This is a genomic window from Moritella sp. F3, from assembly GCF_015082335.1.
GTDB lineage: Bacteria > Pseudomonadota > Gammaproteobacteria > Enterobacterales > Moritellaceae > Moritella.
This window is the reverse complement of the sequence record NZ_BLRL01000014.1, coordinates 1-25,665: the sequence shown is the minus strand read 5'-3', so window position 1 is coordinate 25,665 and position 25,665 is coordinate 1. Positions and strand designations below refer to the sequence as shown.

Genomic DNA, 25,665 nt, shown 5'->3' with positions numbered 1-25,665 from the left:
AATAACGGCTTAAAATCGAATAAATATACTTTCTATACGGCCCTTTATAAAACGATAATATTTCACTTAATAATGTCGCTAGTACAGCTTAAAACAGCCGATTAGCTAACGGGTGTACGCTTAATTTTATTTCAACGCCGCTTTAATTGCACATATATCGACCTTATCAAGCTGTGATTCGGCTAAGTACTCATCTGCATATTGTTGATAGATACCTTGAGTAATAAATAGCTCGAATAAGTCTGCGTCTAATTCACCATTTTTGACCATCGAGGCCATAATGATTAATGACTCATTTAACGTTTTGGCTTTTTTATATGGCCGCTCTGCGGTCGTCAAGGCTTCAAATATATCAGCGATGGCAATCATCCGCCCACCAAGGGGGATCTCCTCACCTTTCAGCTGCAGTGGGTAGCCATTGCCATTCAGTTTCTCATGATGGGAACCAGCAATAAGCGGCACATTTTTTAAGTGTTCAGGATAGGGTAATTGATCGAGCATCAGGTATGTTTGAATCGCATGGTCGTTAACATTATAGCGTTCCTCAGCCGTTAATGTGCCAGTCGTTACACGTAAATTGTGTAACTCACCCCGATTGTACTGGTGCTCAGGCTTGGTTAATTTGAATTCACGTTTACTCTGTGATTCTAACCGTTTATTTTCTTGCCAAGGGTATAAATGAGCTTGCTTGTCTGCCAATAGTGATTCAGTGATCGGTAACTCCTGTGTCGCAGAATCCGCTTTATCTAATGCCTCTTGTGATAAGCCGATATTATCAGGCAGCGTACGTTGCCAAGTACGACGGGCAATTTTCTCTAAGCGCGCTATCGATTCAGGCTGCAAGTCTTCATGGCCAATATTACACTCGGCAATAAATTCAAATTCATTTTCTAACGTGGCTTTTTGTTCATCGCAAGTAGCTTTTGCGCTCAGTTTATCTTGTCCTTGGGCAACGGCTTTCCAATAGGCTATATCAGCGTCACGTTTAAGCACTTCATAACGCATTCTCACTTCATGAATACGGTCATAAATCGTTTCAAGTTTAGTGGCCTTGTCCATCACATAGTCGGGGGTTGTTACTTTACCGCAATCATGCAACCACGCAGAAACCAGCAACTCTTCCCAGCCTGCTTCTGTTAATGAAAAATCATGAAATGCTTGCTTATCTTGCTCTGCAGCTTTGGCGATCATTTTGGTGATTTTCGGTACTCGTTGACAATGCGTACCCGTGTAAGGAGACTTAATATCCACGGACGTCGCCATCATTTCTACAAATGAGTGAAATAACGCGCGCTGCTCATGTTCTTGCTCAAGTTGTTCCAGCACAATCTCATTAAAAGCTAAAAACTCACGCACAAAGTGAATACGATCGCGGGAATAGGTCTTTATATCGCTGTTAAAGCCAATCACTAACACTCCTACATGCACATCCGAGCGATTTAACAATGGAATAATAAACCCCTTGGTACAGTCCGAGCCTAAAAATACTAAGTTACTGTCATTACGGTCTAGTTCATAAATTGAATCGGAAAAAATAGCTTTGTTATACGCGTGCAGCCCTTGCACATCGAAGGGCGCAACGGTATCGGAGTTCGCAGTCATTCTAAATGCATCACGATCCGCGGGAGAATTGACAAATAATTGACATACATCGCAAGCTAGAATTGCTTTTGCCTGCGTTACCATCGACGTTGACAACTGCTCAGACTCTGTCGAGCGAGCAACATCCCTGAGATTTTGGAAGAAGTCGACCAACACATTTTCCATCGAATTCATGGCTTCATTAAGATCATTAATATCGTTAATGTTTGATTTTCTATATACCTTACGCTTAAAGCTAAAGCGCTGAATGTTTTCAACAGACTTGGTCAGGTAAGTCAGAGGCTTAGCGATCTTTTCGGTCATAGCTAAAATAATAAGAAAAGAAATGAACACGGTAATTAAAGAAATAATCATCAGTTCGTTTTGCAGTATTGATGAGCTATATAATAAATCTTTATAGGCAACAAAGTTAACGAGGTACAGCACATCGAGACTGCTGATTTCAAGTGGTGTGACGACGAGTTCCCAGTCTTGTCCTTGCCAAAATATAGTACTAAACAAAGTTTGTTCTATTTTAATGTCGTTAAAGTCAGGTAAGAATTCGGCAATTTCAAGTTCTTCCGCCGTGAATAACTCCTCACCATTAACTAATTCTAGCTCTTGATTACTTGAAATAATACGCTTTGAAGCAGTGAGTAATAAAACCTTGGAATTATCTGAATATTCTAAATTTTGGATAATATCGGTGAGTGAATCCAAAGTGAAATCTACCGCGATAACCCCTTGTTTATTTTTCAACATTCTTGAGAACGTTATACCAATACGACGTGAAAAATAAAAGGCGTAAGGTTCGACCATGTGAATGTCCATATCGCCTTTGGCATTCTTAAACCAATCACGCGTACGTGGGTCGTAATAATTACTGTGTGATCGCTTCGAGCCAATACGGCGCATCTGTTGATCAAAATAGATAGAGCGTTTCTGACCATTGTTAAGGTTAATATCGAGCATTAGCACCGTTGTATCTGGCACCGCATAACGTAACCTATCAGTCTCACTGTACAACGAGCGAATCAGATAAGAATTACCATCGTTATTACCAATATAAAACGACGCGATATGTTTATTTTTAGAGAGTAGCATATGCATCATCTCTAACCACTCGGTAGGCTGCTCATTAAACTCTTTTTCAGTAAAACCTGTGTTTGCCAAGGTATTAAGCAAAGTGATGAGTGGTGTAGACAATTCGTCTAATTCGACTTTCAGTTCATTGGAATAATTTTTGACGATATCTTTAGATAACGAAATCGAGACCGATTGTGAATTATCGACACTCACATAAATAAGCACAGCACTCAGTAAGGATGCAATAGAAAGAAAAATACCTGAAATATACCAGCGAAATGAAACCGAACGCATGCCTTGCCAACCCGTAAATATAAAGTGTAGTCACCTGCCTAGAATAACCTTTAAATGCCAGCCCGCATATGACGCTTTCGTAATAAGTGTCAAATCCATAAACTTGAATAACCATATTTATACAGTCATAAATCAAAGATATTTTCACGCTCAACAAAGCATCACAAATATTAATAAATATCATATTAGCTTGAAATACAAACTATGCTGTATCGCCATAACATTGGCTATACAGCATAAATTCCTTACTCATCCGTCCAGGTTAAAAGCATCATTAATCAGTTGATTTTTCATTACTATAAATAAATTCCGTTAACCGCCCGTAAGAAATGACACGCAGTTACGAATGAAAGATATTCATTGTGACTTACATCACAAAAAAGCCATTGAAAACTTTAAACAAGCTAAAAAACCGATAATAATACCCATATATGAATACTCATTTAGTTGGGTTCGCTTGATTTTTACAGCTAAACGAAACTTGATTTAAGTTATTAGAGATACGACATATAACAAGGAAGATAACATGTTAAAAAAGCGTTTTTTTAAGACCAAAGCAGAAGCTGATGTCACCTTTGAATTCGCCTGTGATGCCAACCCAGCATTGATGAATAGTGATACGGTCGAATTATTCGCCGACTTTAATCAATGGCAAGCATTACCAATGAAGTTCATCAAAAAAGACAACGTCTTCCGCACCAAAGTTCGTCTACCGGAAAATCAACAATTTCATTTTCGTTACTTAATTAACAGTAATGAATGGCAAAACGATCATAACGCCGATTTATATTTACCTAATGCTTACGGTACTGAGAATAGCGTTGTATCAACGTTACGCACCGTATAAATAGCTAATCAACACGTTTAATCCAGGACGGATCATGAGTGACATTTCGACTACGGCAACGATTTCAAGTACTGCAACTACAACCTCGAGATCTGTAACAATAGAACCTAACGCAGATACACGCTTTAACAATGAAATAAATGCGCTTAATCAAGGTCGATTTTATGACCCTTTTGCTTTTTTAGGTCCACATAAAATAAGTAAAAATGAATACGAATTGAAAGTATTCATTCCCGGCGCTCAGCACGTTTATTATCAAGACAAAAACCAACAATTACGCTATCAGCGTGTCGGCACTAGCGATCTGTTTGTACTGATTCTATCCGCTAAACAGTATAATGCTGATTATCAATTAACAATCGCCTACCCACTTTCAACCGTTGCAGAACAAGACCCGTACAAGTTCTCATCCACCCTAGATAAAAATGCAGTTTACCTGTTTAACGAAGGTACGTTAGAGCAAGCGCAACGTCATCTAGGTGCACATTGGACTACCACCGATAACATTGAAGGCGTACGATTTACTGTTTGGGCACCCAATGCGCAATCCGTCAGTGTGATCAGTGATTTCAATCAGTGGAATACCACCCGTCACCCAATGCGAAAACACTTAGGTGCTGGGATCTGGGAGATATTTATTGCCGATATCGCCGACTCGGATGAAGATAACAATTACAAATTTAGTATTATCACCGACAGTGGTGAACGCTTAGAAAAAGCTGACCCTTTTGCTTCGTCAATGCAGTTACGCCCGCAAACAGCATCATGCGTACCCACTAAATCAACGTCTGCGACTTGGCAGCAATCTCCAGCTAAAGCCTGGGCACAACGCGCAGAACGCAATGCGATTAACGCACCAATCAGTATCTATGAAATACATGCGGGTTCGTGGAAACGTGACGAAAACAATCAATTTTTAAGCTACAAAGCATTATCAGAACAGCTTGTACCTTATGTTAAAGAACTCGGATTTACCCACATTCAGTTAATGCCAATCAGTGAGTTCCCATTTGACGGTTCTTGGGGTTATCAACCTGTGGGTTTGTTTGCGCCAACCAGCCGCTTCGGTAGCTTAGCTGACTTCCAATTTTTTGTTGATGCCTGTCATGCTGCTAACCTTGGTTTATTAATCGATTGGGTGCCGGGACACTTCCCTGCTGATGATCATGGTTTGGCTCAGTTTGATGGTTCACACCTATTTGAACATGCGGATAAACGTCAAGGTTTCCATCCAGATTGGAATACCCACATCTTCAATTATGATCGTGCAGAAGTACAAAGCTTCTTAATTTCCAATGCCCTTGCTTGGTTTGATAACTTTGCCATTGATGGTCTGCGTGTGGATGCAGTTGCTTCTATGCTGTATCTCGATTACAGCCGAAAAGAAGGTGAATGGATCCCGAATGAACACGGCGGCCGTGAAAACCTTGGTGCGATTGAATTATTAAAACAAGTAAACCAACGTTGTTATAAAAATCACCCAGGTATCATGATGGTTGCCGAAGAATCAACAGCTTGGCCTGGTGTGACTAACTTTGTCGACCAAGGCGGCCTTGGTTTTGGTTACAAATGGAACATGGGTTGGATGAATGACAGCTTAGAATACATGAGCTGTGACCCACTCTACCGCCAACATCACCACCATGAAATGACGTTCTCACTCGCTTATGCATTTAGTGAAAACTTTATCTTACCGCTAAGCCACGACGAAGTTGTGCACGGTAAAGGCTCACTGCTTAACAAGATGCCTGGCGATGATTGGCAGAAATTTGCTAATTTACGCGCTTATTACGGTTTCATGTGGGCGCACCCAGGTAAGAAATTATTGTTTATGGGTTGTGAGTTTGCCCAACGTGAAGAATGGAATCACGACCAATCTTTAGACTGGCATTTACTTGAGCAATCACCGCACCAGGGTGTGCAAGATCTCATAAAAGCATTAAATAACAATTACTGTCATCAAACAGCCTTGTTTGAGTTAGACACTGATCACCAAGGCTTTGATTGGATTGATGCAAGCAACGCTGAACAGTCAGTATTTAGTTTCTTACGTTACAACAAAGCGAAAGACGAACATGTTGCCGTGGTATCAAATATGACACCTGCGTGCCAATCATACTATCGCATTGGTGTGCCAAGCCTTGCCGAATATGCAGTACTGGTGAATACCGATGATAGCCAATTTGGCGGCAGTGGTTTTGCCACGCAGACAAGCTACACAGCTGAGAATGTTGAATGGCAAGGTTTTAACCAGAGTATTTGTATCGCACTGCCACCGTTATCAACGGTATACCTAGCGCCCAAAACGAATAAACCATTAGCGATAACTAAAAACCAATAATCAGCCCAAATGTCATAATAAAGGAAGTTATATGTCATTAAAAAAACAAAAATCTAAAGCAAACAAAGTTTGCAAGTTAGAGGCAAAAAATGGGCCAGTGGTTAATGCCAGCACCTTGCCTGAAGATTTAAAGCGTCATTTTCATTACACCCTAGGACGTGATGAAGTGGGTGAATCTCCGCAATATTTATACCATGCGCTTGCATTAACAATCCGTGACCGCCTGATGGAAAAATCACGCGCCACCAAAAAACAACAGCAAGCACAACCTACCCGCCGCGCAGCTTATCTATCATTAGAATTTTTGATGGGGCGTGCATTAGGTAACGCAGTACTGAACCTTGATTTAGAAGACAGCGTACGCAAAGGGCTGAACCAGTACAGCTGCGAATTAGAAACAATTGCTGATTCTGAGCACGATGCAGGTCTTGGTAACGGTGGTCTAGGTCGTCTAGCTGCTTGTTTCCTTGATAGCTGCGCCAGCTTAGCATTACCAGTTACCGGTTATGGCATCCGTTATGAATACGGTATGTTTAACCAGAGCATTGAAAATGGTCATCAAATAGAACATCCAGATAACTGGCTACGTGATGGACATCCTTGGGAGGTTGCAGCACCAGAGCATAACCGCCGCGTTAAGTTCTTTGGTCATGTAGAAACTTACCAAGACAAAGAAGGCCACACCCATCACCAATGGGTTGGTACTGAAGACGTACTAGCTGTGCCATATGATGTGCCTGTACCGGGTTATCAAAACGATATTGTGAATACATTACGTTTATGGAAATCAGCGGCAACAGATGAGTTTGATCTAGGCGAATTTAACGCCGGTAGTTATACCGAAGCCGTTGCGCGTAAAAACTTAGCTGAACAAATCACCATGGTATTGTATCCAAACGATGCCAGTGAAAATGGTAAAGAACTGCGTTTACGTCAGCAATACTTCCTGACTTCAGCGAGTTTACAAGACATCATTGCTGAATGGGTAAAAGTACACGGTAGCGACTTTACTGATTTTGCTAAGTACCACGTATTCCAACTTAACGATACCCATCCAAGTGTGGCAGTTGCTGAGTTAATGCGTCTATTACTGGATGAACACGATTTAGATTGGGACGCGGCATGGCAGATCACGACATCGACGATGGCTTATACCAACCATACGTTGTTGCCTGAAGCATTAGAAAAATGGTCTGTGCGTTTATTCTCACACCTATTACCTCGCGTACTTGAAATCATTTTTGAAATCAATGCTCGATTCTTAACAGAAGTCGCATGTCAGTGGCCTGGTGATGTTGACAAGCAACGCGCATTGTCAATTATCGAAGAAGGCGACGACCCACAAGTACGCATGGCTTACCTTGCAATCGTAGGCAGCTTCTCGGTAAACGGGGTGGCGGCATTGCATACCCAACTACTGAGCGAAGGCTTGTTTAACAACTTCTATCAGTTGACGCCAAACAAATTTAACAATAAAACCAATGGTGTTACTCCACGCCGCTGGTTAGCGCATTGTAATCCTAAATTAAGCCAGTTGATTAGCGACAAGATCGGTAATAATTGGACGCGAGACTTAAGCGAGATCAGTAAACTACGCCGTTACTACGACAACGAGAAGTTTCATGTTCAATGGCAGGATGTTAAACAGCAGAACAAGCAACAACTAGCTGATTTAGTCAAAGAAGCTTGTGGTGTTGAATTCGATACCAACATGATGTTTGACGTACAAGTTAAGCGTATGCACGAATACAAACGTCAGCTGCTTAACATTATGCATGTTATCCATCTTTATGACCGCATTCGTCGTGGTGATACTGAAGGCATGACGCCACGCTGTGTATTAATTGGTGGTAAAGCCGCGCCGGGTTACTTCATTGCTAAGTTAACAATCAAGTTAATCAACAATGTCGCAGCAACCATCAACGCCGATCCGCTAGCACAGTCCTGGTTACGTGTTGCTTTCTTACCGAACTACAACGTAACGGCAATGGAAACGATTTGCGCGGCAACAGACTTGTCAGAACAGATCTCGACTGCTGGTAAAGAAGCATCTGGTACCGGCAACATGAAATTCATGATGAACGGCGCGGCCACTATCGGTACGTTAGATGGTGCCAACATTGAAATTCGTGATGCCGTTGGTGCAGATAATTTCTTCTTGTTTGGTGCGCGCAGCGAGCAAGTTGCCGCTATCCGCGAGCACTACAACCCAACACAGATTATTGCCAACGATAATAACTTGAATAACGTCATGGCATTACTCAATAGCGGTCACTTCAACTTGTTTGAAAATGGTTTATTCCAACCATTAATAGACTCAATTTTAAATGAACATGATCAATGGTTAGTGGCGCACGATTTCGCTGATTACTGTAAAGCACAACAGGCTGCTGCACTTGTTTATCAAGACAAAGAAGCTTGGACACGATTAAGTATTTTAAATACTGCAGCAAGTGGTTCGTTCTCAAGTGACCGAACCATTAATGAATACAACAACGACATCTGGGCCCTCACACCACTGAGTGTGTAACGCCCTGAACAAAATTTATTAAGTGGTTTATGTCATTGATGATTTAGCCACTTTATATAAACCGAATTCCGACAAAAAGCTTATGGAGAAGTAATATGTCACAAGGTGCACATCGTTATATTAGTAACTTAACTAAAGATACTTACGCCCTTATCCTTGCAGGTGGCCGAGGCAGTCGTTTACATGAATTGACTGATTGGCGCGCAAAACCAGCGGTATTTTTCGGTGGTAAATTCCGTATCATCGATTTCCCATTATCTAATTGCATTAACTCTGGGATCCGCCGTGTTGGTATTGCAACACAGTACAAATCACATTCATTAATCCGTCACGTAAACCGTGGTTGGGGACATTTCAAGAAAGAACTGTCTGAATCCGTAGAGATTTTACCAGCATCACAGCGTTACGGTAACGACTGGTATTCAGGTACGGCAGATGCTGTATTCCAAAACATGGATATTATCCGCGCAGAAATGCCAAAATACGTGATGATTTTATCAGGTGACCATGTTTACCGTATGGATTACGGTGATCTGATTGCTAAGCACGTAGAAAACGGCGCTGATATGACAGTGTGCTGCATCGAAGTACCAACGGAAGAAGCCGCGGGTCAATTTGGTGTAATGACGGTTGATGGTGAAAATCGTGTTAAAGCATTTAATGAAAAACCAGCACAACCAAACGAGATCCCAGGTAAACCAGGTCAATGTTTAGCGTCAATGGGCAACTATGTATTTAATACTGAGTTCCTATTCGAACAGCTAGAAAAAGATGCGACACGCGAAACATCAGACCGTGATTTTGGTAATGACATCATTCCATCAATCATTGAAGGTAGTGACGTATTTGCATTCCCATTCAGCGACCCTGATAGCGACAAACAACCGTACTGGCGCGATGTAGGTACACTGGATTCATTCTGGGAAGCGAACATGGAACTGGTTACACCAGAACCACAGCTTGACCTTTATGATTCAAGCTGGCCGATTTGGACTTACCAAGAGCAACTACCACCAGCAAAATTCGTGTTTGATGATGATGAACGTCGCGGCATGGCAGTTGATTCAACAGTATCTGGTGGTTGTATCATCTCAGGCTCTACAATCCGTAAGTCACTGCTGTTTTCTAACGTGCATGTACATTCATATTCAACGATTGAAGAGTCGGTTATTTTACCGGGTGCTGACATTGGCGAAAGCTGTCAATTACGCCGTACTATCGTTGATAGTAAATGTATATTACCTGCAGGTTTAATCGTTGGTCATGATAAAGAGCAAGATATTGCCAATGGCTTCCGAGTTTCACCAAAAGGCATCACGCTTGTGACTTCAGACATGCTGAAATACATGGCTGCAAAACAAGCCAAGGCCGCATTAGAACAAGCCGCAGAGCAAGCTAAAAAACAAGACGCTGCACTGGTTTAAACAATCACGATGTCCAGTACTTTATAAACAGTACTTAATAAGCAATAAGTCACTTAACTAAGTGACTTATTGCTATTTTTGTTTTATAACTTTAGCTTTACAAGTACGTCTAATTTTACAAGTTCGTCTAATAACACAACTTCACTATTCTGCTTTAAGGACAATTTATTCATGCACGTTTTAATGATAGCAGCCGAAAATGATGCGATACCAGGTGCTAAAGTTGGTGGCGTTGCTGACGTCGTTCGCGATTTACCACAAGCCTTACCTGCCCATGATGTAAGTGTTGATGTTGTGATCCCTGATTATGGCCATTACGCAACCAAGTTTGAATCTCGCCAACTTGCAAGTGTCGATGTAGAATTTGCAGGCCAAATAGAAACGGTTACTTTGTTCGAGCTATTCTTCCCTGAAACACAGAACAAAGTGCGTCAGTTTGTTGTTCAACATCCGCTATTTGGTCAAGGCGGTAACGTTTACAGCCATGATGAAGGCAATCGCCCTTTTGCGACTGATGCAACTAAATATGCGCTATTTAACCTTGCGATATGCCAACTGCTTATCGAGTCGAAATTAACGCGACCTGATGTATTACATTTACACGACTGGCACAGCGCAACGGTAGCAGTATTAAACCAATATGCACCACAGTATAAACAGCTTGCAAACATTCATACTGTTTACACTGTACATAACATTGCTTTGCAAGGCATACGCCCATTTGCAGACGATGAATCAAGTTTACGCCATTGGTTCCCGACACTTAATTTTGATCAAAACCTTATTTGCGATCCGCGTTATACCCATTGTTATAACCCGATGCGCGCTGGTATCAATCTGTCGAATAAAGTCCATGTTGTATCGCCTACTTACGCTGAAGAAGTATTACACGCTAGCGATGCTGCGAATGGTTTCTTTGGCGGTGAAGGTCTAGAGCAAGATTTAGCAGCAGCCAAACAGCAAGGTCGCTTAGTCGGCATTTTAAATGGTTGTGAGTACACGGACACGGTAAGTAAAAAACGCGCTAAAAAGCCCGCGTTAAGTACTTTTATCGCACCAGCACAGCAGCAAGTTAAGCGTTGGTTAGCACAATCTGCACAGCTTAAGACGGTTCATTACCTTGCCAACGAACAAATTAATAACTGGAATAGCCAAGCACCGTTTACTGACTTCTTGGTAACAAGCATTGGTCGTTTAACCGATCAAAAAGCACTGTTGTTACGTCAACCTTATCAAGGTAAAACCGTATTGTCGGTATTGCTTGATGATCTTGCTCGCGTCAATGGTCGACTAATTATTCTGGGTTCGGGTGATACACAAATTGAATTTGAATTCATGCAGCTAATGGCAAGCCATGACAACTTCTTATTCTTGAATGGTTATGGCCAAGCACTGTCAGATCAAATGTATCAACATGGCGACCTGTTCTTGATGCCAAGCTCTTTTGAACCCTGTGGTATTAGCCAGATGTTAGCGATGCGTGACGGTCAACCTTGCCTTGTGCACGCGGTTGGTGGTTTGAAAGACACGGTTCAGCATTTAGAAAATGGCTTTAGCTTTAACGGTTCATCACTGCAAGAACAAAGTGATAACTTAATCGCAGCCTTTAATGATGCAATCAAACTACACGCAAGTAAGCCGAAGACATGGGCTAAGATCGCAGACAACGCAAAGTCAGCACGCTTTAGCTGGCAAGAAAGCACTAAACAATATTTAGAACTACTCTATACGAATTAAATCTCTATAAGCAATATAAAAGCCACCTAACATTATTAGGTGGCTTTTAACCGTTATTTAACGCTAACTATAGAGAGCGTAAGAAGGCAATCAGAGCTTCTTTATTTGCCGCTGATAGATTTTGATAATTGTCATTAGATAGTTGCCCCTCCCCCCCATGCCAAAGAATCGCTTCTTCAATGGTTCTTGCTCGACCATCATGTAGATAACTTTCATCTGGAGAACAGATTTCATCCCCCTGCTTATTGCGGTCTACATCAATCACGCCGCCTGTAACACAAACTGAAAGACCTAAACCCCAAAGTGGCGCAGTCCGCCATTCTGATCCAGTCGCTTGACCTTCACCTAAGTTATCAGCCAAGCCAGCCCCCATATCATGCAGTAATAGATCCGTATAAGGATGAATAGTTTGGTCTCTAAGTTCTGCAAATGGTGCATATGAACTTGTTTTCATCGTATCTCGATGACAACTTTCACAGCCAATAGCATTGAATTTCTGCTTACCAACGATGACCTGTTGCTGCTCAATATCACGCTGAGGTCTAACACCTAATAAAGCAATATACTTAACTAAATTGTCAAGATGCTCATCAGAGAGCTCAGCGCCTTGATTATTACAACTTGTCTGTTCTGAGCCACAATCAGGTCTCGGTAGCACACTCGTCATCACCCCCATATCAGTATTTAAAGCACCCGCAATTTGATGCTTCAAACTAGATGCTCCAGCTTTATAACCAAACCGGCCTAGACGAGTTTCGCCAGAAACGGGATCAGTTACCTTTTGAGCTCGACCTGAAATACCATCTTGATTTGTGTCTTGAGGATCTTCACGTTTTAAAATGACATCCTCACTAACCGCTTCAAGTAAGCCTAAGCCTACAAGTTGAGGGGCTAGTCGTGCAGAAAATTTGGCGGGTCTATTTTTAGAAAACGCATAATTTGGTGAGCGTAAACCATTAGATTCACTCCAAGATGTAAGCACAACATCACCTTCACTATCTTGCTCTGCTATTCCAACATTATTTGGTTGCAGTACAGAACCAATAAGTGGATCTGCATTACCCTCACTATCAGCAACCTTAAACACCCACTTATCTAATGTCTCACCAACTTCAGCAACAGGGGCACGACCATTTCTGGCATGGCAAGAAGAACATGAGTTATTAACGTAATGCGTGCCAATGGAGTTTTTAAGCTCCTCAAAAACGCCATTTTTTACTGATTCATCATGTTCTCCACTGCCCATATTAGTGTGGTGAACACGACGGCCTAAAACAAAAGCTTGGCCATTAACGCTAGATAGATTTGTCGCCATCTGCATAAAATGATTATCAGGCTCCGCTGTATATTGGTAAGGCAGTGTTGTTTTTCCGCCTAGCCAAGCAGATTCGTCGATAGGATAAGAGTTTTCACGCTCAGAAGACTGGTCAGCAAAGTCGCCCACTGTTTTCCAAGGCACCATGCCGCCAACACCAACTTGATAAAGGTAAGTTGTGCCGTAATAGTTATCACGTCCTTCAGGGGCGTTATCAAGAAATTGACTAACCTCAATCTCCATATACTGACCTAACGCTAACTCACTTCTAGTACCATCAAGATCGATGAATTGATCTATAGTCAGTCGATATTTATATTGGTTGCCATCATTACCTACCAACTCCAAATTATCATCGAAAGTACCATTAGCAATTTCTTGAACATGATTTTCATAATTACCATGATATTCGGCTACAGTACCAATTCCTCTATACCAAGCCCTAAACTCTTTAACGCCAAGTTTCCACTCTGTAACAAAAGTGATTTCAATATCACTGCCGCCTTTAGCCACAGTATCAACAAATTTAAAACGAGCCGTTCTATGCGTCCAATAATGTGAAAGGTAATGATCGTATGCTTGGAAATGATCTTCTTTTGCGTGACGATCACGACCTCGATCAGCAAAACGGGTTATCACAGCATTATTAGTCTCTGAAATAACACTTGGTTCCAATACGGTGTCAGCATTAAATAAAGGCGTGATATCAGCACCATTGATAGGACAACCGAACTCATTTACTGTCGTTCCCACGGGTGTATTTGCACACTGATCTATTGCATCGCTAATGCCATCACTATCAGAGTCAATCTCAGGCTCGACTTCACAGCCAACCTCATTAACAATGACATCTGGTCGAGTATTAGGGCACAAATCAATACTATCAATTACCCCATCGCCGTCAGCATCATTTACAGAACTAGATTGAAGCGTATAAGTCTTATTTTCAGTGTCAGTTGCAGACTTCCCAGTCCAGTAGGTAAAGCTATAAACAATCGAATCACCAATAGACAGGTTATTTAACTGAAAGTGATTACCACTTCCAGATTCAAGCATGCGAATGTTTCGCTGCCCTCCTCCATTGATCTTAAAATGAACGTCAGCCCAAGCATTGTTATCCACATAAAAATTAACAGAATCTGAGCCAACCTGTTCGATCCCTGTCATTTCAGCTGCCAATTCACAACCATTTGTATCAACAGCCTGACCACTTTGAGTATTTGGACACAGGTCTAAACTATCAACCACACCATCGTTGTCACTATCAAGTTCACAACCAACGTCATTAACAGTGGCTCCTTGACGAGTTGCAGGGCATTGATCAATGCTATCAACGACACCATCATTGTCCGTATCTTTAGCTTGTTCAGATTGGAGTGTATAATTTTGAATGGAAGTACCTACCGCAAACCTTTCACTTCCCCAATAAGTAAATCGATAGCTAATTGAATCTCCGCTAGATAAATTATTTAGCTGGAACCTGTTGCCATTCGCAGATAACGTCATACGGATATTTCTTTGATTTCCACCGTTAACCTTATAGTGGACATCAGCCCAGTCATTACTATCAAGATGAAATTCAACCGTATCGCCACTAATCTGCGTGATCCCAGACACTTCACCAGCAGCTCTCACTTGGTTTACAGTTAAAATTAAAGTACCCATAATCATCAATAATTGAACAGTCATTCTATTCATTTTTTTTATTATATTATTCTTTATCATTACTCACACTCAGCATAAAAAGTGGCACTCAGTCATTCATTGCTAATAACTAAATGTATTTAAAATATCTAAACCGCTTACTACATAACGATTTAACTGACATTAGTTAAGGCCCTTACACTAGCTGACATTAACTGACACTTACTGACACTGGTGTATTTTTAAAATTCACTTTATTTTCAATAAAATTCTTTAAATTTCACCTGCGTTTATCCAAGTGCCTGTACATGTTTCGACTTAAAACGCTGCTATTTTGTTGTTGTATAATGATATTTGATTGAGTACACATGCGGGTGGTGGTTTTTATTACTTCAGTTTACCAAAAACGAAAAAGACGCCATTTACATTAAATGACGTCTTTTTTCGTTTACTCTAATTTTTGTTTAGCTTTCGCTTAACTTTCTTTTAGCTAGTTCCAATTAAAGAAGAAGCCCGCCAAACACAAAACCAAGTGCAACAGACGTTGAAATAGTCGCGACACCAGGGATGAAGAATGGATGATTGAAAACTAAGTTACCAATACGTGTTGAACCTGTATCATCCATCTCTACTGCGGCAAGCAGTGTCGGGTAAGTTGGTAATACAAACAGCGCACTTACTGCAGCAAAAGAAGCAACAGCCGTAATCGGTGCAACACCAATCGCAAGTGCTGCAGGCATCAATGCGGTGGTGGTTGCGCCCTGAGAGTAAAGCAGCATTGAAGCAAAGAATAACACCACAGCTAACATCCAAGGATATTGTTCAAGGATACTTGCTGAAAACTCCTTGATATCACCAATATGAGCCGATACAAACGTATCACCCAACCAAGCAACACCCAGTACACACACACAAGCACTCATGCCTGATTTGAATGTCGCTGCATTAGCAATTTGCGACGCATCAATCTTAGTGAAAGTAACAATACACGCTGCAGCAGTCAGCATTAACGCCATAATAGCTTCGTTGCGTCCAATGGTTGGATTTTCAATAAGACCCACGCTACCACTGATCATTGTTGCATAAGCGACAACAGCGACAATCGCGGCGCAGAAGATATAAACAGATGTTTTAGCTGTCGGTAAAATGTCACGTTTACCCTCACCGTTCATTTTAATCAACCCCTTTGCGAGGCGGTCTTGATATACAGGATCATCTTTTAGTTCACAGCCTAAGTAGTTTGCAACAAATGCACCCACCATACACGCTAAGAATGTTGACGGTATACAAACCGCTAATAGCGTTAAGTAATCAACACCAAGTGGCTCAAGAATGCCTGAGAAGAATACCACTGCCGCTGATATTGGCGACGCAGTAATCGCAATTTGAGACGCCACAACAGCAATAGACAATGGACGCGATGGACGAATACCTTGTTCTTTTGCTACTTCAGCAATCACAGGCAGTGTCGAGAACGCCGTGTGACCCGTACCCGCTAGCACAGTCATGAAATAAGTCACGATTGGTGCGTAGAAAGTAATGCGTTTTGGATTTTTACGTAGAAACTTTTCAGCTAAATCAACCAGCCAATCCATACCACCAGCCACTTGCATTGCTGCAATCGCCGTGATCACTGACATGATGATTAAAATAACATCGATAGGGATAGATCCCGCATCGAGACCTAAGATCATGGTTAAGACAAGTACGCCCGCACCACCAGCAAACCCGATACCAATACCACCAATACGTGCACCTAAGTAGATGAACAGCAGTACGACAAAAAGTTGTACAACAATCATAGAAAACTCCGATTAAAATTAAAAAATATGCGATAGGTAAATCTGTATTTTTCGAAAACAGATCCCAGCTCTATTAACCGTTCCCTCCGTGTTTTGACACGTAAGGTTTCCCGTTCAATCGCTTGCGCATTTGCGCTCGTTTATATCACAAGCCTCTGATTGAACGGTACTCCTAACAGGGTTAACATTGCTCACGATCAATATATTTCAACTTGATCCAGTCCAACGCTTATTAAATAGCTTTCGTGTAACGCTGTCCTGTGTATTTAGGCTTCATTAGGTTTTCGATAGAGAAGATTTCATCTAATTCAGTTTCAGACAGTAATCCACGTTCTAATACAACTTCACGTACATTTTTGCCTGTTTGAGCACAGATTTTACCAATCACATCACCTTCATGATGACCAATAAACGGATTTAGATACGTGATAATACCAATTGAATTTAACACGAAGTCTTCGCATACCTTGCGATTAGCTGTAATACCTTTAACGCATTTGTCTTGTAGTGTGAAACATGCATTTTCTAATAACGATAATGATTCAAACAAGCATTGACCAATCACAGGTTCCATTACGTTTAATTGTAATTGACCAGCTTCAGCCGCCATGGTGATGGTGATGTCGTTACCACACACTTTAAATGCAACCTGGTTAACCACCTCAGGAATAACAGGGTTTACTTTTGCTGGCATAATTGATGAACCGGCCTGCATTTCAGGTAGGTTAATTTCGTTTAAACCAGTACGCGGGCCTGAAGAAAGCAGGCGTAAGTCGTTACAGATTTTAGATAGTTTCACCGCTAAACGCTTTAAACCGCTCGACAACATGACATATGCGCCACAGTCAGACGTTGCTTCGACTAAGTCTTCTGCAGGTACAAATGCATGTCCGGTAATTTCAGCTAACTTTTCAATCGCCAGTGCTGAATAACCGATTGGCGAGTTTAAGCCAGTACCGATTGCTGTCGCGCCAAGATTGATTTCAAGCAGTAATTCTTGGCAACGGTTAATACTTCTGATTTCTTCTTTTAGCGTAATACCAAAAGCGTGGAATTCTTGACCCAATGTCATTGGTACAGCGTCTTGTAACTGCGTTCGTCCCATTTTCAATACGTCGTTAAACTCTTCGGCTTTATCTAAAAAGGTTTCGCTTAATGATGTTAGCGCCACTAATACCGCAGTACTGCGTTCAAACAAGGCAACACGGAAGCCAGTAGGATAAGCATCATTGGTACTTTGACTTTTATTCACGTGGTCATTTGGGTTGATGTGGTTATAAGCACCTTTGGCATGCCCCATCTGCTCTAACGCGATGTTGGCAATAACTTCATTGGTATTCATATTTACCGATGTACCTGCGCCACCTTGGAATGCATCAACGGGAAATTGATTATAAAATTCGTCGCTTGCTAGCAATGTATTACACGCGTTAACAATCGCGTCACTGATTTCTTCTGGAATAGTACCCAGAATGCCGTTGGCTAATGCAGCTGCTTTTTTAGTTTTTACCATGCCGCGTACAAACTCAGGACAATCGCCAATCTTCTCCTTGCTGATTTTAAAGTTTTCCATTGCGCGTAATGTGTGAATACCGTAGTAAGCCTGTGCAGGAATTTGTTTTACCCCGAGTAAATCAGTTTCTAGGCGAGTTTCTAGATGTGTTTCCAAGGTAAGATCGGTTGTTAATACTGTCATGATTACACTCTGCTAATTGATTTTTGTTTAAAGGATATATAAAGAATATGAGTGGATAATACGTTCTATTTTTTTTAATAAAGCGTGTTTCGATCACCTTTTAAAAACAAAAACTTACGAAAGTGAAGAATGTTTTTTTCGACCTCTGAATCAGCATGTTTTATCGATATTTGTAATTGATTCCGCCATAAACACCTCTTTATGGCTAGTGAATCAATATATCTTGAAATAATCAATAAATGATGAGTTTTGAATTAATGCGTTTATTTTATGAACTTTAGGTTGTTCAAGGGGTGGATTAGTATTTAAAACAGGATTAAGTATCGGGTCGTTACATTATTACTCACGCGGTGACAGGCCCAACTTACGCCACCAGCAACTCTATTTGGATAAGTTTGACTTAGTGTTATTGTGCTAAGCCTAAATTGGATGAGCTCAATTAACTGAAACCTTTATGTAACTCCCAGCATTCCAATTGTTCACCATCTGAGTCAACGACTAATTCTTTGTATGAAAATCCATTTTTTTGAACGACATTTAGTGAAGCTTTGTTATCTGAAGCAATAAGAGCAAAAACTGTATTAACTAAAGTAGAATCAAATGCAATTTGGCTGAGTTGTTTAATCGCAGCGGTTGCTACTCCCAAACCTCGGGCATCAGGCGCTACATTATAGCCAATTTCAATACGCCTATTTTTTGGGGCTTCTTTAAAACCACAGGCACCAATAATTTGAGTCTTTTTTTGAATGAAGTAAGGGAACGCCCAAATTACGTCAACTAAATTATAATGCAGATTCATTGCTCGAACCAAAACATGTATCGGCGGAATAGAATGCTCAATGAATGTAAGATCTTTAGGTCTATCATCAGACTGAATTAGCATTTCAAGCTGAATCTTATTTAGTTGTATGAGGTTCATAATTTACTTTACCTATTTTAAGAAGACAACAGTGTTACTTCACCGCTACGATGGTTTGAAAGCCGCCACTATTACTTGATTCTTCAATGCTAAAACCAATCACTGCAAGTTGCTCCTCTACCCACTCGGCTGAAAGTCTGATCTTACGATAACAACTTTTATTAAGTACCCATGAATCACCTTTCTTGATGTAAACAATGTCATGTATCTTAACGGTTTCAGGTTCATATTCTAAGAAACAGGTAAAGATGATGTTCTCATCACTTCTCACCGGAATAAACCGAGCTGTATCTTTAAGTTCTGCAGATAAGTCACGAAAAGTAAGAACTAACTTGCCACCCGCTTCAAGTGAACTGAACGAATCCTGGAATATAGTCAAAGCATCCTGCTTCGATTTTAGATGCGTGATTGTATCTGTCATACAGACAATCAACTCACACGGACTACTGAGATGATCCTTGAAATTTAAAATGTCATCATTGATGGTCGTAATAGACTTATTTGTTGCAATAGATGGCATAGTCACAAGAGATTGCCCTGTCGCATTAGACCTTAATTCATCTAACAGTTTTTGACTAAGATCTATCGCAGTGACATTAAAGCCGAGCTCTGCCAAAGGGATTGATTGAAAGCCTGAACCCGCACCTAAATCCAGCGCAATACCCGACGATGAGGGTGTAATGTGTCTATTTTGAAAGAAGGTTAAATTACTGCTTTTTGCTTCATCAAATCCCCCCATTAACCATGTATACACATCAGATAATAAGCTTTCATAATGCTCTTCAACACTCACCATTGGTACTGCTCCTGCAGGTAATAACAAACACTCCCAAATGGGTAGTCAACATTACAGTACATTACCTGTAATTAGTAGAGCTACTTAAGCTGAAATATTCATGATAATGTCATCATTAATGCGTTACTATCCATTCAGGCATAGATAAAAACTGAAACATTATGATGAAAAAGAATAAGCCAGTTAAAATAACACTGGCGCATATAAATGATACGCACTCTTACTTTGAACCTCAGTCACTGCAATTGCAGCTAAATATTGACGGCAAAACAATATCGCCTTATGTCAGCAATGGCGGCTTTTCTCGTATCGCCACGCGCGCTAAACAGCTTAAAGCGACCGCGCTACAGCATAATCGTGACTTTATATTTGTCCATGCTGGCGATTGCTTCCAAGGCACACTTTATTTCTCGCTGTTTAAAGGTAAAGCCAACTCCGATATGCTCAACGCATTAGGTATTGATGTGATGACCATTGGTAACCATGAACTCGATATGGGCAATGAGCCAGTAGCTGAATTTTTAGATCGTATTAAGTTTCCACTACTCGCTGGCAACTGGGATCTGACTAATGAATTAACAACCAAGTCGCATTATTTAAAGGGTCGCCCTAACTTACTCTCTTATCAGCCAGAGCAGCAGACGGCACGCTGGATGACGCGCGTTGTCGATGGCGAGTCCGTGGCTATATTCGGGGTGTCACTGGATAAGATGGCCGATATAGCCAATGTCGATCCAGACACGCCATTTGTTAATGCCATTCAAACGGCCAAAAATACCGTTCGCGCTATTCGAGAGTCAGGGATTAATAAGATCATATTATTGAGCCACCTTGGTTTTACTGGTGATTGTGAGCTTGCCGAGAAAGTGGATGGCATCAGCTTGATTGTCGGTGGTCATAGTCACAACCTGCTCGGAGATTTCAGCGACTTAGGACTAAAAAAAGAAGCTGAATACGGCCATCAAGTTAATGATACTTATATCGTGCAAGCAGGATTCCATTCACAGGCACTTGGTCACTGCGAGATTGATTTTGCCGCCGATGGTTCAGTTAGTGCTTTCAAGGGCAAGAATGAACTATTGATTGGTCGCAGACTCTGTACGGATGCAAGCTTGTTAACAGCCAATGACGATGCTATCCATGCAAAGGCAAGCCTCTACCTCACGCAACATAAAAACGTGGTGATATGTAAAAAAGATCCGCAACTACAAAGTTTGCTACAGGATAAGTACATCCCGCAAGTGCGTAAGCTGCAAAGCACAGTGATCGCTAACTTAACAAAAGATATGCGTCACATCCGCATTCCCGATCAGCAAGGTGGCAGTGAGATAGTCCCGTTAGTGGCTGAATCGTTTGCGCATATGATGAATAAAGACGGTCATCAAATAGACTTTGCTATTCATAATGCTGGCGGTGTAAGGACGTCGCTATTTCAAGGTAATATTTCAATTTGTGATATCGCAGGTAAGCTACTGCCGTTTGCCGTTCCTATCGGTGTTTATCACATCAAAGGCAAATATATAGCGCAGGCACTCGAAGGGGCGATCAACAACGCAACCAATAATGGCGTGATTGGCACAGGTTCAGGCAGCTACCCTTATACATACAATCTGGACTTTAACTATCATGCTGAACGCCCTCTTGGTCAACGTATTGCTGGACTAATGATTAAAACAACAGAAGATGGCTGGGTCTATATTGACGATGAGAGGCCTTATTACGGCAGCTCTTCGGCTTATACCATGAAAGGTAAGGAAGGTTATGAGGCACTCACTATGATGGAAGGTGATGGGGTCGTTAGCCACCATTCAATGGCAGATTGCTTCATTGATTTTCTTCAAAATGTGCCGAACAAGTTATAAGATCAGGGGTTCTACGACAGTACTAAGTACGACACTAAGCCAATGCAGAGCATGATGGCTTAGTGTCTATGCTTCAAGAGAGAAGACTCGCATGATAGAAAACAGGGGAAATTGAAATTAACACTTAAACGGGGTGCGTCTTAGCTATCAACAGGGTTTACAGTTAATTCAGGTTCAAACTCGTATTGGGCATAACGGGTGATACAAGCATCTAACAAAGTATCATCATCATAAAATTCACCGACCATTTCAGCAATCGTATGCAATGCATCTCTGTCTTCACTATGAATAGTGAACATCAGTGTTTCATCACCAAAAGTCAGTTTTTCTAATAAGCTTGGGTTCTTTTCTGAAAGCATATTTTCTATCAACAATGCCCAATCTTCACCATCGCCCAAAAAGTCATGAGATTCAAACGCTTTCCATTTTAAATCACTTAGCATCAAGCTAAGATCGCGTTTGAAAGTTGAAAACAAAAATGGGTGGAAAACATTTACTTGCTTCATAATATCTCTCTAATCTGAGTGGAATAGTCATTAAATAACTTCTCCAAACAAAGCAAGAAGTTAGACTATCTCCACCCTACTCTTTGTATTTTAATTAAATGATAGCTGCATCATGTTTTACCCTATTGCTGTCAAGAATCGCACCTGAAAACACTGTTATTTATGATATTTGTGAGCACCGTTATTGATGAGCAGAAAGAGCTTTCTTCGTTAAAATTCCAATTGACCGGGATTTCGACTGCGTAAATTTTTAAAAGTACCCATCTCGATTTGATGATGTGCTAACCAATAAGGTAAGTGCTGTCTGTCGAATACATGCGATTTATCCATCATATCAAACACGGTAAACGCCTTACCCTGCGCAAGTGCCGCGCCTAAGATACTGCGGTCTAAAATAGCCACGTTATCAATATCTTCAATAAGTGCATTTTTAATATGGACGGTATTCATATCCCAATTAAATGTTTCTATTATTTTTTTGGTGACGAGACCTTCAAACTTCTCAATGATTGCCGGCAGGTACTCAAGTTTAGGAGTCACATCTGCACAAGAGAAATACTCATCTCTCATCTTTTTCTCTTTATAATCCATCATGACAAGCGATAAAGCCTCGTCAAAACTTGATGTAAAGTTGTTGGCAATTATGAACAGGCCTATCGAGCGCATCATGCCGAGTAAAATACCAATGTCAGGTTCTTTATAATCAACATCAGCCAGTCTCATTCTCGTCACGTTGGCAGTACTGACTGCGCATTGCCATACTTTAGGCACCATGATTTTGGTATTTTTATCTGACCATTTTAATAATTGTTTTGACATCATCACAGGAAAAATCATTCGGCAACTTTCAATACCAATGAAGCCAATCGCAGTTTTAGGATCTCGAATATTTTTAGCTTTTTGGCCTTTTTTCTCACAAAACTTATCGTTATTAACCAAATCTAAAATGCTGTTAGATAACGCGTTGCTTAACGTACACAAGCTGCCAAGTTTAGTGAAATCAAGACTCGCACCATACGCAAAAGAAGCAAACTCTTCAAAATACGGCGTACCGATAATAAGCTTACTCGGATCTGCATCATTTAATTTTTTAGATAACACTGCTTCAGCAGCCTCTATCACCACTTCTGACACTACTTTATAACGTTCCTGTCGAGTCTCAGCATCAAGTCTTTTCTCTTTAACACGTTCTTGCTCGCATTCCAGCAGGATCCTTTGTTGTTCTGCAACGCGCTCACTTTCATGCAAGATGACGGAATCACAAAAATCTGATTCTCGACTTAATAAATGGTCGACATCTTTTTGATGGACTAAATATCGCTGGCTAACAAGCCATTTTGTGAACCTTGATTTGACTTTGTCACTGGCCTTTTCCGCATCGTCAAGTCCCGATTGTCTATAACGTTTTTCGGTATAAATCGACTTTTTCATTAAAAAAATTCCCGTATTCCAGTGATTTCTAAATGCAAATATCCTCGGCTATTTACCCAAAATATTGTTTGACCTTAGTAAATATTGCTTGACCTTGGTAATGAGTACACGCAGTTATTAATCCCCATCACCATTAAGACATCTAATCATTATATACGGACTCAAGGATAAAGTAACAACCGACCACTTTAGCCTATTTATATCTGGTTAAGTAAGTTAAACGAAAAATTTCGATCAATGAACGATCACCTTGATCATATAGCGATCACCTTATGAACTAACCTATTGCATGATGGTCTACTCGTTACTATGCTAGTTATCAATAGTAATTATACGAGTAATAGGATGAGACATGACTGATATTAAAAGTTTATTTGATCAACTCACGGCAAACTTACAGCAACTAGAAAAGCTATTTTCTACAACGAAAGCTGTACAGGCATTGGTCAGCAGGATCCCTTGTGTGATTAAAGGGCAAGAGCAAGCAGCCATAAACCAAATCACGCCCGAGTTAAGCACGGATATGCTCGCGATGAAACTGGCTTCAGAAGCATTCCAAGACATCCACATTAAGCATCCCTTTTCGCAAAAGTCTGCTCGACGTTATGTTGGGGTTATCCACCTACATCCTGAACATCAAAATACGGCGAAAATAGTGCTATTGATTAAAGCGATAAATACGATTAAAGCTGAAATTGAACATGCGGTTGTCAGCGAGAATGTATCACGTCAGGCTAGATTCAGTGCGATCCACGATAATTGCCCTGGTGTAATGACCGTGCATTTATATCGTAAGATCCATTGTTTAGAAAACGAGAGTGTGAAATCAGTCCGCTTTAGTTGGCAGCGTAAAGATTCATTACACCAGCCTGACAAGCTGAAGTTGTTAGGGGAAATTAACGCAGAAAAAGAAAGAGCAATGCCAGATAATCAGCTTGCTTTAGACCAGTTACAACAAAAAGTAACGTCAACACCAGAGCAGGATTTACGCATTCGCAGACCTGTAAAGGTGCAACCAGCAGCGAACATAGTAAGAGTGATAGGATTAAAAACAGTGACAGCACCATTACCAATCATCATAGTGCAAAAGGAGGCGTTAGCGGCAAGTGAAGTGATGGCATTTATCGCGTCTCAAGTGCGTCAACAACGCTCTGATAAGCGTAAAAATACCCTGTTGGGCACACTGTCTGGTCACACGATTGAGAGAGTTGCTCTCTAAAAATGCATGTTTTAACAGTCATGCCTAATTAACTTACAATAAAACTAAAGTAATTAAAACCAAGGACGGCTTTCTAGTACGTAATCTCGCTCAAATTCAGTTGCAGGTTTAAGTAAGTAGATGACAAATTCAACCAATGCAATCATGGCAATCACCATCGACGGTAAACCTAAAAAAACATAACCAAAGATAAACAGCACTAACATGCAAATACCTTGTTTGTTATACCCTAGATAAAACTTGTGTGCGCCTAGAACCCCAAAGAAAAATGCTAATAATACAGCCCCCGTTTTCTTTGACTTGACAGCCCTATTCATAACTAACTCCCTTAGCAATATATATAAGTGATTAAATTATCACACAAATATCAACAATAAAACCAAAATGACAGGTGGTTGTATTTTTTGTCTAAATCAATAAAGCATAATAAAAACAACAATAGTTATTCAATAAACTTTAAAATAAAGCAGATTATTGTCGAATCAGTATATTTATATATTGTTTACAAACAATATATAAATACGTTTTATTTTATAAAAAACATAAGTTTTGTAAGGTTTTATGATTAGTGGTTAGTTTATCGGCAAGGCGCATTAAAGATTTGTTTAAATAATCAATAAAATCTCTATTAACAT

16 protein-coding genes are annotated in these 25,665 nt (G+C 40.7%); 7 read left to right on the top strand and 9 right to left on the bottom strand.

Going from position 1 to position 25,665, the window contains the following annotated elements:
- Positions 1–126: 126 nt before the first annotated feature.
- Complete coding sequence (locus JFU56_RS18365; RefSeq protein ID WP_242066015.1) at positions 127–2,961, bottom strand: HD domain-containing phosphohydrolase; 2,835 nt, start codon at positions 2,959–2,961, stop codon at positions 127–129.
- A 526-nt stretch (positions 2,962–3,487) separates the two neighbouring features.
- Here JFU56_RS18365 and JFU56_RS18360 point away from each other — a divergent pair.
- The 5 genes from JFU56_RS18360 to JFU56_RS18340 all read left to right on the top strand — a co-directional run bounded on the left by JFU56_RS18360 (position 3,488) and on the right by JFU56_RS18340 (position 11,840).
- Complete coding sequence (locus JFU56_RS18360; protein ID WP_198438718.1) at positions 3,488–3,808, top strand: isoamylase early set domain-containing protein; 321 nt, start codon at positions 3,488–3,490, stop codon at positions 3,806–3,808.
- Positions 3,809–3,842: 34 nt separating this feature from the next.
- Positions 3,843–6,149, top strand: coding sequence for a 1,4-alpha-glucan branching protein GlgB (glgB, locus tag JFU56_RS18355; protein ID WP_198438717.1), 2,307 nt, complete (start codon positions 3,843–3,845; stop codon positions 6,147–6,149).
- A gap of 31 nt (positions 6,150–6,180) precedes the next feature.
- A complete protein-coding gene (locus JFU56_RS18350) occupies positions 6,181–8,679 on the top strand; it encodes a glycogen/starch/alpha-glucan phosphorylase (RefSeq protein ID WP_198438716.1) in 2,499 nt (832 codons plus the stop codon).
- Between the two features lie 95 nt (positions 8,680–8,774).
- Positions 8,775–10,103, top strand: coding sequence for a glucose-1-phosphate adenylyltransferase (glgC, locus tag JFU56_RS18345; RefSeq protein ID WP_198438715.1), 1,329 nt, complete (start codon positions 8,775–8,777; stop codon positions 10,101–10,103).
- A gap of 171 nt (positions 10,104–10,274) precedes the next feature.
- Positions 10,275–11,840: a glycogen synthase gene (locus JFU56_RS18340; RefSeq protein WP_198438714.1), complete on the top strand. Its 1,566-nt coding sequence runs from the start codon at positions 10,275–10,277 to the stop codon at positions 11,838–11,840.
- A 67-nt stretch (positions 11,841–11,907) separates the two neighbouring features.
- Here the strand turns inward: JFU56_RS18340 and JFU56_RS18335 are convergent, their stop codons facing one another.
- The 5 genes from JFU56_RS18335 to JFU56_RS18315 all read right to left on the bottom strand — a co-directional run bounded on the left by JFU56_RS18335 (position 11,908) and on the right by JFU56_RS18315 (position 20,012).
- Positions 11,908–14,844: a di-heme oxidoredictase family protein gene (locus JFU56_RS18335; protein ID WP_242066014.1), complete on the bottom strand. Its 2,937-nt coding sequence runs from the start codon at positions 14,842–14,844 to the stop codon at positions 11,908–11,910.
- Positions 14,845–15,299: 455 nt separating this feature from the next.
- The gene (locus JFU56_RS18330; RefSeq protein ID WP_198438712.1) at positions 15,300–16,601 is read right to left on the bottom strand and encodes an anaerobic C4-dicarboxylate transporter; all 1,302 of its coding nucleotides are present in this window, start codon (positions 16,599–16,601) and stop codon (positions 15,300–15,302) included.
- Between the two features lie 232 nt (positions 16,602–16,833).
- Positions 16,834–18,297, bottom strand: coding sequence for an aspartate ammonia-lyase (aspA, locus tag JFU56_RS18325; RefSeq protein ID WP_019439806.1), 1,464 nt, complete (start codon positions 18,295–18,297; stop codon positions 16,834–16,836).
- Between the two features lie 439 nt (positions 18,298–18,736).
- Entirely contained in the window at positions 18,737–19,216 is a 480-nt protein-coding gene (locus JFU56_RS18320) for a GNAT family N-acetyltransferase (RefSeq protein ID WP_198438711.1), read from the bottom strand.
- A 34-nt stretch (positions 19,217–19,250) separates the two neighbouring features.
- The gene (locus JFU56_RS18315; RefSeq protein WP_198438710.1) at positions 19,251–20,012 is read right to left on the bottom strand and encodes a bifunctional 2-polyprenyl-6-hydroxyphenol methylase/3-demethylubiquinol 3-O-methyltransferase UbiG; all 762 of its coding nucleotides are present in this window, start codon (positions 20,010–20,012) and stop codon (positions 19,251–19,253) included.
- 161 nt (positions 20,013–20,173) lie between these two features.
- Here JFU56_RS18315 and JFU56_RS18310 point away from each other — a divergent pair, with 161 nt between their 5' ends.
- Positions 20,174–21,874, top strand: coding sequence for a bifunctional UDP-sugar hydrolase/5'-nucleotidase (locus tag JFU56_RS18310; RefSeq protein ID WP_198438709.1), 1,701 nt, complete (start codon positions 20,174–20,176; stop codon positions 21,872–21,874).
- Positions 21,875–22,014: 140 nt separating this feature from the next.
- Here the strand turns inward: JFU56_RS18310 and JFU56_RS18305 are convergent, their stop codons facing one another.
- Positions 22,015–22,380, bottom strand: a complete 366-nt coding sequence (locus JFU56_RS18305; protein WP_198438708.1) for an Imm51 family immunity protein — start codon at positions 22,378–22,380, stop codon at positions 22,015–22,017.
- A gap of 210 nt (positions 22,381–22,590) precedes the next feature.
- Positions 22,591–23,811, bottom strand: coding sequence for an HDOD domain-containing protein (locus tag JFU56_RS18300; protein WP_198438707.1), 1,221 nt, complete (start codon positions 23,809–23,811; stop codon positions 22,591–22,593).
- A 352-nt stretch (positions 23,812–24,163) separates the two neighbouring features.
- Between JFU56_RS18300 and JFU56_RS18295 the strand changes: the two genes are divergently transcribed.
- The gene (locus JFU56_RS18295) at positions 24,164–25,030 is read left to right on the top strand and encodes a DNA replication terminus site-binding protein (protein ID WP_198438706.1); all 867 of its coding nucleotides are present in this window, start codon (positions 24,164–24,166) and stop codon (positions 25,028–25,030) included.
- Positions 25,031–25,083: 53 nt separating this feature from the next.
- Here JFU56_RS18295 and JFU56_RS18290 read toward each other — a convergent pair whose 3' ends face one another.
- Positions 25,084–25,347 carry a TM2 domain-containing protein gene (locus JFU56_RS18290; protein ID WP_198438705.1) on the bottom strand — a complete coding sequence of 88 codons (264 nt, stop codon included), beginning with the start codon at positions 25,345–25,347 and terminating at the stop codon, positions 25,084–25,086.
- Positions 25,348–25,665 lie beyond the last annotated feature (318 nt).

Excerpts from the sequence above, each read along its gene's own strand:
- JFU56_RS18360 (WP_198438718.1), top strand. The coding sequence starts at position 3,488 with ATGTTAAAAAAGCGTTTTTTTAAGACCAAAGCAGAAGCTGATGTCACC.
- JFU56_RS18295 (WP_198438706.1), top strand. The coding sequence starts at position 24,164 with ATGACTGATATTAAAAGTTTATTTGATCAACTCACGGCAAACTTACAG.
- JFU56_RS18365 (WP_242066015.1), bottom strand. The coding sequence starts at position 2,961 with ATGCGTTCGGTTTCATTTCGCTGGTATATTTCAGGTATTTTTCTTTCT.
- JFU56_RS18340 (WP_198438714.1), top strand. The coding sequence starts at position 10,275 with ATGCACGTTTTAATGATAGCAGCCGAAAATGATGCGATACCAGGTGCT.
- JFU56_RS18330 (WP_198438712.1), bottom strand. The coding sequence starts at position 16,601 with ATGATTGTTGTACAACTTTTTGTCGTACTGCTGTTCATCTACTTAGGT.
- glgC (WP_198438715.1), top strand. The coding sequence starts at position 8,775 with ATGTCACAAGGTGCACATCGTTATATTAGTAACTTAACTAAAGATACT.
- JFU56_RS18335 (WP_242066014.1), bottom strand. The coding sequence starts at position 14,844 with ATGACTGTTCAATTATTGATGATTATGGGTACTTTAATTTTAACTGTA.
- JFU56_RS18350 (WP_198438716.1), top strand. The coding sequence starts at position 6,181 with ATGTCATTAAAAAAACAAAAATCTAAAGCAAACAAAGTTTGCAAGTTA.
- JFU56_RS18310 (WP_198438709.1), top strand. The coding sequence starts at position 20,174 with ATGATGAAAAAGAATAAGCCAGTTAAAATAACACTGGCGCATATAAAT.
- JFU56_RS18315 (WP_198438710.1), bottom strand. The coding sequence starts at position 20,012 with ATGGTGAGTGTTGAAGAGCATTATGAAAGCTTATTATCTGATGTGTAT.
- JFU56_RS18300 (WP_198438707.1), bottom strand. The coding sequence starts at position 23,811 with ATGAAAAAGTCGATTTATACCGAAAAACGTTATAGACAATCGGGACTT.
- JFU56_RS18320 (WP_198438711.1), bottom strand. The coding sequence starts at position 19,216 with ATGAACCTCATACAACTAAATAAGATTCAGCTTGAAATGCTAATTCAG.
- glgB (WP_198438717.1), top strand. The coding sequence starts at position 3,843 with ATGAGTGACATTTCGACTACGGCAACGATTTCAAGTACTGCAACTACA.
- JFU56_RS18305 (WP_198438708.1), bottom strand. The coding sequence starts at position 22,380 with ATGAAGCAAGTAAATGTTTTCCACCCATTTTTGTTTTCAACTTTCAAA.
- aspA (WP_019439806.1), bottom strand. The coding sequence starts at position 18,297 with ATGACAGTATTAACAACCGATCTTACCTTGGAAACACATCTAGAAACT.
- JFU56_RS18290 (WP_198438705.1), bottom strand. The coding sequence starts at position 25,347 with ATGAATAGGGCTGTCAAGTCAAAGAAAACGGGGGCTGTATTATTAGCA.